Genomic DNA, 13,209 nt, shown 5'->3' on the forward strand with positions numbered 1-13,209 from the left:
CAGAGGCGAGCGTAAGCCGAACGCTTCCGCTGACAGGACCTAGATAAATCATGCCGCTGAATGGTAATCCACTGCAGTACCAGGACGTTCAATCCATCCTGCCACACCGATTTCCCTGTCTGCTGGTCGATCGCATTCTGGCTGACGGCACTTCCATTGCGCAGGGGCGTCTCAGCGCCATCAAAAACATTACTGCCAATGAGCCCACATTTTGGGCCGGTCATCATCAGGTAAATGTATTTCCCGGAATATTGATGGTGGAAGCGCTGGCACAAAGCACCGGGCTATTAGCCCATTACTATCTCAGCCCGCTGTTGCCGGGTGAACACTACTATTTTGCGGCCATTCATCATGCCCGCTTCTATCGTTCTGCCCGCCCCGGCGACCAGCTTCGTATGGACGTCGCCTTTGTTCGGCAACGTTCGGGCCTTGCCCGCTTTACAGGCCGCGCCACGGTCAATGGCCGCCGTATTTGTACTGCCGAATTTATGTGCGCCCGCAAGTAAGGTTGTTTTTTCTAATGGAGGCTCAACGAAAACGTTATGTCTTTGGTTGATAAATTGCTTAATACGCTGGATTTCTCTCCTCGTGGCCAGGTCATCGCCCGGGAACAAGATCACTGCGGTGAAATTATTGTGTCCGACCACAAAGGCTACCGAACCCTGCGTTTCGACGGTATCTGCGAGCAGAGCAAAATGTGTATTAGCGCACCGCAGGTGCCGGTTCACAATTACATTAAAACCATGCTGATGGCCGTGGCCTGGCAACCCCCTTCTGCTGCACTGATTCTGGGGTTGGGGGGTGGCGGCTTGGTGCGCGCACTGCACGCCTATGACGACAACATACTGCTGGAAGTGGTAGAGCTGCGTCAGGCAGTGGTGTCCGTTGCGCGTCAGTATTTCACGCTACCTGCCGACCAACGGGTGATTTTGCACGTCACGGATGCCGCCGATTATCTGCGGGCTAACGTAACGCGTTATTATGATTTGATTTTCTCTGACCTCTACAGCGCCTTTACGATGGATCCTCAGCAGGGCACCCAGCACTTTCTTGAACAGTGTGCCGCGCGGCTTTCGCCACAGGGTTGGCTCGTGCTGAATTACCATGAGGTCCCGGACGAGGACTCACTGCTGTACCACAGTTTGCACCGCGTATTTAACACCGTTTTGTACTGTGTAGCGCCCAGCGGCAATGTGATTATCTATGCGTCACCTGCCGATGTTGAAACGCCGCTAAACTTGCTGCGCCGCCTTTCTGCCGAGATTGGGCCGAGCTTCAATTGCGATCTTGGCTATCTGTCACGCAAGATTGAGCGGTTGCATTTTAGCTGAAACAACACGGCGCTCTTATTATTATCAACCTCTGGAGTCACCCTCATGGAAAAGAAAACGGCGCGTTTAACCGTACTCATTGATCCGGATAAGAAAAAAGCGTTGGAAGAGCTGTGTTTGCAGCAAGATGTCACCCCTTCCCAGGTGATCCGCCAGCTCATACGCGACTATCTGCACAAACACCAGGTTGAGTATCCTAGCCAACCAACCCACTCTAATCCGCGGGTAGATAACGTCTGAAAACAGCGCCAGGCCAGAAACGTTCACCGGTCAACACCTGGCGAACGTTTCAGTGTCCTTTCTGATTTTATATAATTATCAACGTATAAATATAACTATCGATGTATTTTTATGACTATTTTCGCTGCTTCATTAATTATTCATAAGAATTATGATTAACGAAATTCCTACCATGCAATTAATTCCCACGCTAATAAATTCAAATTATTTAAACCACCACAATCATTTCTTAAAGATTACCCTCCCCAATTCATTGATTTAATTTACTTAAAATACAAGTTTAACAAATTAAAAACAAACCCCTTCTGTTTATTTGATTATTTAAAGTTTTTTTTCCTGTTTTTTAACGTGGTGATTTACATGAGTATCTCTCTTGAAAACAAAAAATACTTCATTTCTTTTTATGTGTCAGTTGATTTTTTAGTCGCCATTGCTATTGTTGAAGATGAGTAATTCATCGCTCCCAAAGCGACTCAAAAACCTTATTTTTATACTTAAAAATGTATAAGGACCTGACTATGCCTATAAAAAAATACGTCATTCTCGACAGTAATCCGGCTGCTGTTGGAAATAATGATTTCATCCTGTTAGGTTTAAAAAACACCGGTTTTGCCAGAGGTTGCCCAATGTTATTCGGGGGTACCGCAGATGCAAAAGACGGCCCGGTTGACGGTAAGAACTTCGCATTAAACGTAATCAAAAGAGAAACCTGGGAAGAGACTCTGCAAAATATTGAAGTCCAACAGGTTGTTCGTTATCAGGTTTACCCTAACGACATTAGTTTTTATACCAGTAAAGACTTTATCTTCACCGGGAAAGTTGCCCTGGGTGGTGAATTTGCCTGGATACGAAAAGTCAGCAAAGGAAAGTTGAAAGCCTATTTTAAGAGTAAACCTTCAGCGACCAAAGCGATGTTTGCACAAGAGTTATATGCCATGACGCTGGATCCTGATATTGACCCTACCGACGGTGAATTTGAGCAATATTTGGGTTCTGACAGTCTGAGCGCCATTTACTCTTACTGCAAAGAGACCTGTAAATAAGCACAAGGCCAAAATTCTTTTTATCTCACACATTATCCCCTGCGTTTACATCTAAATATTATTGGGTGCTGATATTATGATCACACAAGGTTATACATCAGATGAAAAGAATATTGTCAAAAATGTCATCAGCAAATATACCAACACCGGGTTGTTTGTTATTGATCCCGGTGACCCCTTGCTGGCCAGTTTTTATGATATTCAACTCAAACTTGCCGGTCTCACCTCAGGGTACTCTCCGCAGTTCACCCAATGCTGGCAACAGACAAAGCAACTTAAACGCAGCGGCGGCCTGTTGAACGAGGCCAATAATGGCTCCGCTCAACCGGTCTACAGTATTGTGCGGCTGGATTCAACAGACGGCCGCAATTACCGTGCCGACGCTATTGGTTCCTTGCCGGTATCCGCCGCCAACGTGACGCAAACCCTGGGGTTGTTTGACGGCGAAGCGGTTAATGTCGGTACGGTGAACTACAACCAGGCTTATGTCTATGCCGCAGACTGTACCCTCAGCGCCAATGGCGTCTACCCAGGCAGCCAGATCGCTACCGACTATCCGGTCACGGTGATTTATACCTTTGCACAGACGATTGACAGAAACACAGTATACGGCGCAGAAATTATCACTACGCAAAGTTACCCCAAAGATATTTTCAATGAATCACCTCGAAGTATTATCAATCCGAATGAAATAAAGATTTGTTTAACCCGTGATGAACCCGACTGCGATTATCGGAATACCTATGACGGTTCAGTCAGAGTTCCCATTAAGGGAAACATCACCTATTTTGGCCAAATTGAACTCAACGGCGGCCAGCCGGTGAACGCCAGTAACACCATTTATCTGATACGCACGCGGGCGGGTGGCGATCCCGTCACCCCTTTCGGCAACTACAATATTTTCACTTCCCCCAACACCCGAATTAATGGTAACAACATTTCCTGGGATTTGGACTGGCTTAAATTTAATCAGGTCAATTTCGAATCAGGTGAATGGATCTATTATGTTTTCAAGGTCATTCTTAACGTTGACGGGAAAAGCATCGTTGCTTTTATTACCAATGCGCCGAAAGAGATCGAGCCAGATCAACGTTTTTTAAATACCGTACAGTTAAAACCGATGCGTATTGTGTACGGATGCCTGGCTGGTGACAGCAAAATTCTAATGCAGGATGGCAGTGAAAAATCGATTTCCGCGATTGATATTGGTGAAATTGTATTATCGAAAAATAATAAACCGCTCACCGTTGAGGCGGTCACCCGCGGCCAGGAACAGCATTATCTCGAGATCAACGTACGTAATAGCGCAGGTCAGACAAGAAATATCACTGCCAGTCTGGGGCACCCTTTCATTACACCGTCAGGCGTAGTCATCGCCCGAGAATTAACCCCATCCAGTAAATTAATTACCCTGGATGGCGAAAGCGAAATCATTAGCATTGTTCAACAGCAGGGTGATCTGAACGTCTACAATCTGCAACTCTCCTCCGCCGACGGGCACTACACCGATAACACCCTGTACGCCAACGGTATATTGGTGGGTGATATCCAGATGCAAAGAGTCTATGAGGATGAATATCATCAGCGGCCCGCGAACGTGCTGAACAAACTGCCAAAAGAATGGCATCAGGATTATCAGAACCATCTCAATAAAGCGGGGAAATAATCTCATGTATGAGGGATACCCGGACTTTCAGCAGATTATCGTCACTGACAAGCAAAGATTTATTGCCGCTTATCGGCAAAACGACGCCTACTTTTTATACCCCGAATCCGTCAGCATTCTGGTGGCAGACCCACTGGCATTTTCTTTGGATATTGTCCGCAGCCCCAGTACCGACAGCGTCTATGGCTGGTTGAATTTCACGACCGAATTGCAGTATGCCGGCGAGCAAAGTCTGGCTGACTTCAAACGGCAGCACCCGGATAAAGCCATTAAGGTACTGCCCATATTACCCGGCAGCCTGGGGTTTGACGTCCCTATTGACTATCACAGCCCCCTCAGCGGGCAAAGCTATGACGCCACCTGGTATTCGGCGCAGTGCGCTCAATTTATTATTTTGCTCAATTCGGCCAGCACCGAGCTGATTGAGAAAACGCTGCGGGATGAAACCCTCGGTTTTAATGCCCGTCTGGACGGCTTTGTTGAGGGCGTCTCGCCCCGTCTGGCCTACTCCGTCGAATGTGATCCCAGGGCGTTGATGCTTGATTTAGCCGCCGGGGTCAAGGGTTCACAGGCGCTCGGCGACAATCGGGTAGCCTTTGATTACGGCCAGCTAACACAGTATCTCTATCAAAATATTGCTTTGTTGCCGCTGCAAATCAGCCCCCCTTTACCGATAAAGGATCCCGAACACAACCTGCTTTTCAGCCAGGCATTACTTGATCGGCTATACAATCTGCTGGGCTCCCCCTACGCCGGTCCGGCCTCCAGTAACACGGCGATGATCGCCCTGACGGTTCCTGCTCAAGGCGGCCGGGTGATTTTCAACCTCGATTCGCTGGTGCTGAGTCGACGTCCTCTGTGCTTCATACTGGATCCCTTTGCCGCTGCGCAGCAAATCGTCAAAGCCACCCCCGATGCCATTATTCACCGTTCAACGGCCCCACCATTGCCCTCAGGCGAGAGGGAGATCAACGTCTTTTACGCCTACCCGCCTGGGCTGAAAAGCAGCGTGTCTATCGATATTCAGCTAACCGTACCGGGTGGTGATATTTACCCCGTGGAGCAGACGCAAACCAAGGTGCTGACGCCGGAGCAAAGTCGATTGATTTTCCGCTTCAGAACCAGCGCGCTGGAAGCGGTGCCTTTCTTCTACCAAATTCGGGTCAACTATTCACAGGATGGCCGTTGGCTCACGCTGAGCAGCGAACTGCGCTCCTGCGCCCAGCCTGCGCTGGTACTCGATTACACCGCGCTGCCCTGCCAATTTATGACGATCAGTATTGATCCGGGCTTTGCCCGGCAAAGCCGAATTAGCGGGCTTTATCATTCCGCCGGCTGGCTGCAGGATTTGGCGTTAACCGCGGCAGCCCCCTATTTCAGCTGTCCCATTCTCGGCGACGAAACCTATGCCGAAGCGACGGCCTACCAGCTAGGCGACACCGGCGTTGTCGTATTGCCCATGCCGATAACCCAAGCCACCACCATTGGTGCCTATAGCTTCCCGCAATTTGGTGCACAGCAGGCGCGTATCACCGTCCATTTTCCGGACAACCTGCCCACATTCAAGGTGACGTTCCAGCAGCAAAACGAAAGCCGCACGACGGATCACATCTTCACCCACCAGCAGGACAGCTTCAAATATCAATGGAACGTTACCTCTATTTTTGCAGCCGGATTTCGTTACAAACCCGAGGGTAGCCCATGGTCCGAGATTGTGACCGGCGATCAAACGATTGATGTCAAAGGTGAAAAATGAATACTGACGAGTTGAACCCGCAACAAACATTGCAGAATTTTTTCCTGCTTGGCCGGACCTTTGCGTTCCACGACCAAAGCCTGCCTGCTGAGTGCTACACCTACGGCAGTTTCATACCCCAGGTGGTGCTGGACACCCCGGGTGGCAAGGTCAGCGCACTGCATTTGCTGACCAGCCCCGGTGGCGGCCTGGCGACCTTCATCGCTCCTAATATGCCGGTCGATACGGCGGCGATAGAAGCTTATATCCGCCAGCATTTCATTCCTGCGCCGAAACCGATCCGCCTGGAACAAGGGGATATTCGCCAGACCTTGTTCCTGCGTTTTGCTCGCCAGCCTGAATCTGACAGTTATAACGTCGAGTTTGAACAGTCCAAAATGCCCCTGACGCATACCGAGTCAGCGTTGTTGGACAATGCCATTCGCGGAGCCAAAAACCAGGTTTACCTGGTGACGCACAGCAAGTTCAACGTCAGCAGCCGCGTCACCGCCAGCCTGGAAACGGACTGGGTGGCCTTTTTGACCCTGGCCTTCAACCAACAGGCTCGCCAGCCAGAGGCCATTGCCATTCTGCTTAACCAACAGATTGACGCCGGCGTGGTCACTCTGCTGGAGCAGTTCGACAATGCCCCGTCGGAGCAGACCCGCGAAATGGTCAGAAACGCGCTGGTGAAAACCGCATCGCAATTGGTCAGCAACACGCTGCGAAATATCCACTCCATAGATGAAATCCCCAACCAGCTCAGCTATGACGTGAAATACAGCAATAGCGTACCGCAAAGCTATTTGCTCGCGCAGCAGCAGGATATCGCCGCCCTGCTTGGTCAACTGCCTGCCGACAGCATTATCACCTTTACGCCAACGCCGTTGCCGGAGCCCAGCCGACCGGACAAACCGATCAAAAATCGGCAGTGCGTGGTCAGCCTGGGGTTCAACCCTAATGGCTTCAATATTATGTCGATCGAACTGCGCTATGCGGGTGAACAAACGCCTATGCCATGGCCCAGCTTCCCGCCAGTGACGTTAAAAACGCCATCCCCGGTCAGCGAAATCACCCTCAAAGTGACCTTTTCCGACTATTCAAGCTATGAAAAATCGCTCGTCTGGCAAGACGCTATCGCACTTACCCCGCAAGACCTGGGTTTTTACAGCGTGCTGTTTGAGGCAGAACACCTGAAGGCTGATTTCAAAACCCTTTCCGGCAGTGCCAGCTACACCCCCGCCGGCCAGGGCAAAAAGCAGAACTTTAGCTTTGCGTTTACCGCCCAGCCCTGGCTGGCCAACTGGTGGATCAATGCGCATTCAGCCGGACTGAACGGCCGAATCGAGTACCGCTGGCAAGGAAAAACCGCGTCGATCTTCCCGAAAACCTACGACTCTGGCCCGCAACAGGCCAGCGCAAGCCCCATCAAACTGCAATACAAGTAGTCACATAAACAAGAGGAACACCCTATGTTAACCACCGCTTTGCAGCAATCGGTCAAAATTCCCACGGATAAATACCTGGGTATTAAAGAGTGCGCCTATACCTGTTACGGAGACAGCCTCGACAAGGACATTTTTTACGTGGTGCCTGAAACACCAGTGTTTGTCGCCAGGGATACGAACAGTCCGAGCTTTATGTTTTACAAGTATCGCAGCGAAGATACCCAGGGCGGTTATGCGCAATTTACCGTGATGTTGCCGTTCCCACCGGTAGACCTGCAGGCCAAAATCCGCGCCCAGCTATTTGGCAATATCCAAAGCCAACTGGAGGCGAAATCGGCCCTGATCGTCAAGTATGTCAAAGCAGAACAGGACTACGCTGCAGATCCCGAAAATGCGACCAAAAAAGCGACAATGGACACTGCGCTGCGTAACAGTGGCCTGAACGATGAACAGGCCAGCAAGTTTGTCGCCCTGTACGATCCCAACAAGGGTCCTGACCAGTTCCTTGCTCAGTTATTGCCGGAAAATGCCGAAAAAATCAAACTGATGCAACCTAGATATACTTCGGCGCAGGCGTCTTTGATTCTGGACAGCAACGACAAATTCTACCGCCAGATCCCGACCACGCTGTCGCCATCCGGCCTGGGCGATAACAATACCGTTTTCAGCCTGTCGCTGACCGGTGAAGGCGCGACCTTGTTCGAACAGGTGCTGCAAGGCACGGATAAAAACTCCAGCGTGGGGATTCGCTTCGACTTCAACCTGGATGCCTCTTTGCCGGCGGCCAAGGTCACCGTCAGCTACGACAGCGAAATCACCAAGTCGGTGACGCAAAGCATCAGTTATCACACTTGGTCGGCCGATGAGAAAAAGATCGAGCGTGAATATATCGAAAAAGGCGCCATCAAAATCGACGTTCAGGTCGGGCTGACCGCGAAGGAAATGGGAATGGACGATGCCCAGTACATCAAGTGGAAAGAGGGTCTGACCGCCTGGGGCCAGAAACAGGTCGAACAGATTCTAAGCAGCCAAACCGGGCTGGACATGAGCCTCGAACTGCTCAATGACGCCGACGGTTTTGATAAATTCCAATCCAGCCTCAAAGAAACCAAAAGCTTTACCCGCGTCTATGATGAAAACTCCGTGGTTTCCTTCGCTATCGCGCCACAGACCCAGTTACCCTCTATCCGGTCCATCGTCGGCGAAGCCAATCTTAAAGAGTACTTTAAAGAGTACGACCTCAACGATCCTTTCTACCAGTACATACAGCCCGAATTTTTCGTTACCGACGATTTGGCGCAATATAACGTCGCCAATATCGTGGTGACCGCCATCTACGATAAGGACAACCAGAGCACCCTGCAGTTTTCCCCCAACGACAGCACGCCGAAAAAAACCGGCAAATGGTTTATCAAACCCGAGCTGGGCCGTGCATTTAAATATTCCTACACCGTCAACTTTACCGGTCTGCAGGCTAAACCCTACCATTCTGGCGAAATTCAGAGCGATCAGGATTTGATTATCTCCATTAACGTGGCCGAATGCGGCATCGTGTATGCCGATATCTCTACGTTACTCAACCCTACGGGCTGGAAAGTCTTCAGCCAGGTGGTGATCAAAACGCAATATTCCGATCCGGACAAGGGGATCAAACTCAAGACTGACAATCAGGTGGTTAATGAATCTACACCGCCCAGACCCTTTATTTATCCGATTGGCGTCGACGTGGATAAACCGATTTATTTCTCCACCGACTACTATGCCCTGGATGGCGATAGCCTGACCTATATTCCCAGCGGGGTAGAAACCAGCCCGCAACTGCCGGGTTATGGGTTGATCCGCGGTCATCAGATTCTGGTCGCCAATGCCCTGCCGAAGGCGCAGAAGTACACCATTATCTTTAAGCCAAGTCAGAAAGATATCTCGCTGATCACCTATGAGATGGTGATTTACTACCCCAAATGGAATTTCACGCAGTCCCAATCCCTGGCCCTGACCGAGTTCGATACTAAATCCCTCACCCAATATCTGACCTTTGATCTGATGCAGGTCGAAGCTGACAACGTACCGCAGATCAAATACATCGCCACGGTGTACTACGGCGACAACAACCAGGAAAAAACCGTCGAAAAACCTGTGACGGGCACCAGCACCATCGTCGTGGTGACGTTCTAATCGGTACACACAACGCAGGGCAACGTGATGTTGCCCTGCCTTCACCTTTATCAAATGGGATTGTCGCTATGAACAGCCAAATCGTAGTGCAAAACATCTGTTTTATCCGAGCCGACCCGGACAGACCCATTTATTACTATTGCGCGGCTGCGCCGGGCATTAGCGTTATCGATGGAAACCAGCCCGCCGTCCAACTGCAGATTTTCCGCAACAGCAGTCAACCGGCCACGGTTTACTATGCCATGCTGTCGCTGCAAACCCAGTTGACCAGCAGCCTTGAGGCCGCCCAGGCGGCGGCAGCAGCCAGCTCGGAGATGCCTCGCGATGCGATATTATTGCCATTACAGGCCATAGCCTGCAGCGCCACTCTGGACATCCCCGGCTTTGTCGCCGGTCAAACCAGCAAAACGTCATTGAGCGACCAACAAAACTGCTATCTGCTGGCCAAACTCCCCGCTGAGGCCGATATCGCCCTGCTGGCGAGCCTGATGGCAACGCCCGCCACCGCGCCCATCGCCATCAGCTATAAAATTGACTACCTGCAACAGCTGCCGCCGGCCACTTTCGAACTGGAGGCCCGCTGGGACCAGGTTTATCAGTTTCTGCAGGAGTCTGTCGGCTTCAACCTGTTGATATTCTCCGTCGATATCGAGGAAACCTCGTCGCGACTCATCAGCGAAAAAGTCGTGACCATTAAAGTCAGAGACACCGATCCCGACGGCCACTTTGCGCAGGCGGCGGCTGAGCTGACGCAGATCCTGACCAGTGAGTTTTTTACTCCGGTGTTTGCCGAGGTGCCGCAACAAGCCAAGCCAAAGGCCGGGTTTTATTTGCAACGGCTGTCGGTTGAGGATATCGATCAGCGACGTTTAAGCGGCAAGCTGAGCGAAACCACGGTAGTGAAACGCTCGCTCTATCCGCAGGCGTTATTCGCCGAGTTGGTCGCCGGTACCGACTATCAGGCCGATCGGGTGATCAGTCAACGCGATCTGCAGGATGACTTCTTCGCCCACCGTGAAGTTCGGATCCATCTGCTGTCGGATGAGTTGGATGCGAATGTCCAACTGGTGACGGCCCGTTTGCGTTATGGCAAGGACAACAAGCAGTTCACCTTCCGTAAAGACGATGTCGAGCCTAAAACCTTCAGGTCGCCCAGTATTACCGATCCGAAAACAGGAAAAATGCTGTGGCCCGTCGACTATGACTTCACCGTCTATCTCAATCAGGCGGTGGGCGGCGTGAGATCGGTCAATTCCGGCCCACTGCACACCGAATTGAATGACGTCTATCTAGACATTGAGTCGCTGTATGGCCGTTATGATTTTGTCATCAAGGCAGCCAGTCAATTTGACTGGCGCTGGTACCAGTCAGTGTTGGTCACCCTGCGCTGCCGCCATATGAAACTGCCGGCATCCAGCCTGTCGAAAAGTTTCCAGATTAGCGAGACATCGCAGCAGCATGACTATCCGGTCATGCTACCCAACCCCGACCTCTACCTGTTTGAGGTCATCAAAGAGTACAGCTGCGCCGCCAATTCGCCCCATATCCCTGCGGTGCTGAGCGAACCCACCAGCCAGGATGTGTACCTGTTCTCCCGCCTTTACCAGCAACGGGTATTGACGCTGTCCGCCAACATGGACTGGCAGCAGGTCGAAATGGTGCTGGTCTCAGCCAGCTATGCCTACCTGCCTGGTGATGACGACATTTTGCAGCAGGTGTTTCAGTTTACCGAATCCGATGCCGCTCCCCAGCGGTTCAGCGCCGACCAAATCGACCCGCTACGCCTTAGCGTCGACCTGGAGATCTGGTTCACCTACCAACCGGGCCAGCAAGGGGATAAACCCGAGTACGTCCAAACCTCAACCGTTCAAGACGGTATCGATATCGCCAACCTCAATTAATTAAGGAAACGCCATGTTATTACTCAGAGCAAGAACCGCTACCATCAAAAACATCACCTTCTTTGCCGATGACTCCGATGACAATCAGTTCTGGTATTTACCCGGTGATATCCATATCGCAGAAAAAGATGGAAAACCGATTTTTTCACTGATTAAGTACACCGGCGACAACACCGGTCAACAAGGGGGTTACCTCAATTTCGAGGTCAACACCGCCATCGATCCCGCCGTACTGGACAGCGCCTTCAACGAATACCTACGGAAACTGAAAGTTGACCCGAAAACCGCCCGTAAGGCGCAGGTCCCCTATGACAAAGGCACGGTAAACTTTTTTGTGCTTGATGTGGGTAGCACCAACGGCGAGTTGATCAGCGCACAGTGCCCCAGCCTGTTTGGCAATAACAGCGCCATTTTCAGCGCTAAACTGACGCCGCAGCAGGCGGTGATCCTCGAATCCGCGTTTAATAAGGCGCAGGCACCGGCCGCCGTGGCCTATAACCTCGGCTTTACCGGCATCACTCCGGCGTTAAAAGTTGAAGTCGAGGCCAAGTTTGAAAGCCTCTACAAGGAATTTGATCTTAAATTTGGCGCCAACATCCCAATCCCGGTTGAAACCCCCGCCAGTTTCTGGCTGGGTTTTGACAGCGTGATCAAGAAGTTGCAGCAGGATCAGAAGTTGATCATCAAAGTGACCGAAAGCATGCCAAGCGAAGAGGCAGCCAAAGAAAAAGAATGGGCGCTGCAATTCGTCAAAGAAGAGATCTTGAAAAGCTTCTTCACCGCCTCGCTCAAACCTAATGACGACAGCAATACCCAGGCCAAATCGGCCAGCGACTCCATTTTGGACTCGCTGATTTCGAGCAATAAAGAGGGGGAAGAAGGCGGCAAAGGTGGGCTGTTCCCCAGCGCCTCTCTGGAGATAAAACTGGTGCGGATCGAAGAAACCAAGAGCCTCAACTTCAATTACGTTTCCTCGAAGGCCCTCAGCCAATCTGCCGTGCCGCAAAACTTCATCGGCAGCGATATCCTGCGCGCCAAAAAGGAGCCTCCTTACTTTATTGAAGTTAACGTCAACGACCCTTTCTACCAAAAAATCGATTTCACCGTGCTGGGGCCAGACGGTTTTGACGAGTACGGTATTAAAGCGGCCACCTTCAAAATCAGCTACAACCAGCAGGTTTATACGGCAGAGCCCTTCATCGCCGACGACGGTAAATGGAGCAAGGTCATTTCCCGCAGCAGAGACATTAATGAACTCTTTGTGATCGACAGCGAATATGCCTTCAAGTCTGCCGCGACCACAGGTTGGGAAGGCAGCAGCAGCTATCAGCCGCGGTCGGTCTCAGCTTCCACCCTGCTGAACCTTGATCCCGGTTCGGTGTTGACCTTCAACGAGATCTCGATTTTCCTCGACCGAAAATTTTCCTGGGAAAATTACAATCAGGTGATTGTCGAACTGACCTATCTGGACGACAAACAGAGCCGCAAAACCAAAAAATACCTGTTTAACCCAGATAAGACCGAAGAGCAGACTTTCAAGTATCGCTGCCTGACCGAGAAACCCTGGAAGGTCGGCTACAAAATCACCTACCTGCTGGTCGGCGGTGACAGCGTCACGCGGGATGGCACCGAAAACCCACCGGCCATCGTTATTCCGGCCGTGGCATAGG

10 protein-coding genes are annotated in these 13,209 nt (G+C 51.0%); all 10 read left to right on the forward strand.

The genetic code is table 11. The annotated features are described in order from the left end of the window. Positions 1 to 50: 50 nt before the first annotated feature. The 10 genes from fabZ to AC2FCQ_RS03095 all read left to right on the forward strand — a co-directional run bounded on the left by fabZ (position 51) and on the right by AC2FCQ_RS03095 (position 13,208). Positions 51 to 506: a 3-hydroxyacyl-ACP dehydratase FabZ gene (gene fabZ, locus AC2FCQ_RS03050; protein WP_265556874.1), complete on the forward strand. Its 456-nt coding sequence runs from the start codon at positions 51 to 53 to the stop codon at positions 504 to 506. Positions 507 to 542: 36 nt separating this feature from the next. Continuing rightward, entirely contained in the window at positions 543 to 1,331 is a 789-nt protein-coding gene (locus AC2FCQ_RS03055; protein ID WP_209633321.1) for a spermidine synthase, read from the forward strand. 45 nt (positions 1,332 to 1,376) lie between these two features. Then, a complete protein-coding gene (locus tag AC2FCQ_RS03060) occupies positions 1,377 to 1,571 on the forward strand; it encodes a ribbon-helix-helix protein, CopG family (RefSeq protein ID WP_037415083.1) in 195 nt (64 codons plus the stop codon). 518 nt (positions 1,572 to 2,089) lie between these two features. Continuing rightward, complete coding sequence (locus AC2FCQ_RS03065; protein WP_404759638.1) at positions 2,090 to 2,614, forward strand: NUDIX hydrolase; 525 nt, start codon at positions 2,090 to 2,092, stop codon at positions 2,612 to 2,614. A gap of 76 nt (positions 2,615 to 2,690) precedes the next feature. Further along, positions 2,691 to 4,280 (forward strand): Hint domain-containing protein, encoded by a 1,590-nt coding sequence (locus AC2FCQ_RS03070; RefSeq protein WP_490307546.1) that lies wholly within the window; start codon positions 2,691 to 2,693, stop codon positions 4,278 to 4,280. Between the two features lie 4 nt (positions 4,281 to 4,284). Beyond that, positions 4,285 to 6,036: a hypothetical protein gene (locus AC2FCQ_RS03075; protein ID WP_490307547.1), complete on the forward strand. Its 1,752-nt coding sequence runs from the start codon at positions 4,285 to 4,287 to the stop codon at positions 6,034 to 6,036. Then, a complete protein-coding gene (locus AC2FCQ_RS03080; RefSeq protein ID WP_490307548.1) occupies positions 6,033 to 7,463 on the forward strand; it encodes a hypothetical protein in 1,431 nt (476 codons plus the stop codon). Before AC2FCQ_RS03075 ends, AC2FCQ_RS03080 begins: the two co-directional genes overlap by 4 nt. 24 nt (positions 7,464 to 7,487) lie before the next feature. Beyond that, positions 7,488 to 9,638 carry a hypothetical protein gene (locus AC2FCQ_RS03085; protein WP_490307549.1) on the forward strand — a complete coding sequence of 717 codons (2,151 nt, stop codon included), beginning with the start codon at positions 7,488 to 7,490 and terminating at the stop codon, positions 9,636 to 9,638. 68 nt (positions 9,639 to 9,706) lie between these two features. Beyond that, positions 9,707 to 11,539 (forward strand): hypothetical protein, encoded by a 1,833-nt coding sequence (locus AC2FCQ_RS03090; protein WP_490307550.1) that lies wholly within the window; start codon positions 9,707 to 9,709, stop codon positions 11,537 to 11,539. Between the two features lie 13 nt (positions 11,540 to 11,552). Beyond that, positions 11,553 to 13,208: a hypothetical protein gene (locus AC2FCQ_RS03095; protein ID WP_209633307.1), complete on the forward strand. Its 1,656-nt coding sequence runs from the start codon at positions 11,553 to 11,555 to the stop codon at positions 13,206 to 13,208. Position 13,209 lies beyond the last annotated feature (1 nt).

Source organism: Serratia sp. CoH_134_PS_4, from assembly GCF_058190535.1.

What these genes read in the sequence shown, in the direction of transcription:
- fabZ (WP_265556874.1), top strand. Translation starts at nt 51, where the DNA reads ATGCCGCTGAATGGTAATCCACTGCAGTACCAGGACGTTCAATCCATC.
- AC2FCQ_RS03080 (WP_490307548.1), top strand. Translation starts at nt 6,033, where the DNA reads ATGAATACTGACGAGTTGAACCCGCAACAAACATTGCAGAATTTTTTC.
- AC2FCQ_RS03070 (WP_490307546.1), top strand. Translation starts at nt 2,691, where the DNA reads ATGATCACACAAGGTTATACATCAGATGAAAAGAATATTGTCAAAAAT.
- AC2FCQ_RS03065 (WP_404759638.1), top strand. Translation starts at nt 2,090, where the DNA reads ATGCCTATAAAAAAATACGTCATTCTCGACAGTAATCCGGCTGCTGTT.
- AC2FCQ_RS03075 (WP_490307547.1), top strand. Translation starts at nt 4,285, where the DNA reads ATGTATGAGGGATACCCGGACTTTCAGCAGATTATCGTCACTGACAAG.
- AC2FCQ_RS03060 (WP_037415083.1), top strand. Translation starts at nt 1,377, where the DNA reads ATGGAAAAGAAAACGGCGCGTTTAACCGTACTCATTGATCCGGATAAG.
- AC2FCQ_RS03055 (WP_209633321.1), top strand. Translation starts at nt 543, where the DNA reads ATGTCTTTGGTTGATAAATTGCTTAATACGCTGGATTTCTCTCCTCGT.
- AC2FCQ_RS03085 (WP_490307549.1), top strand. Translation starts at nt 7,488, where the DNA reads ATGTTAACCACCGCTTTGCAGCAATCGGTCAAAATTCCCACGGATAAA.
- AC2FCQ_RS03095 (WP_209633307.1), top strand. Translation starts at nt 11,553, where the DNA reads ATGTTATTACTCAGAGCAAGAACCGCTACCATCAAAAACATCACCTTC.
- AC2FCQ_RS03090 (WP_490307550.1), top strand. Translation starts at nt 9,707, where the DNA reads ATGAACAGCCAAATCGTAGTGCAAAACATCTGTTTTATCCGAGCCGAC.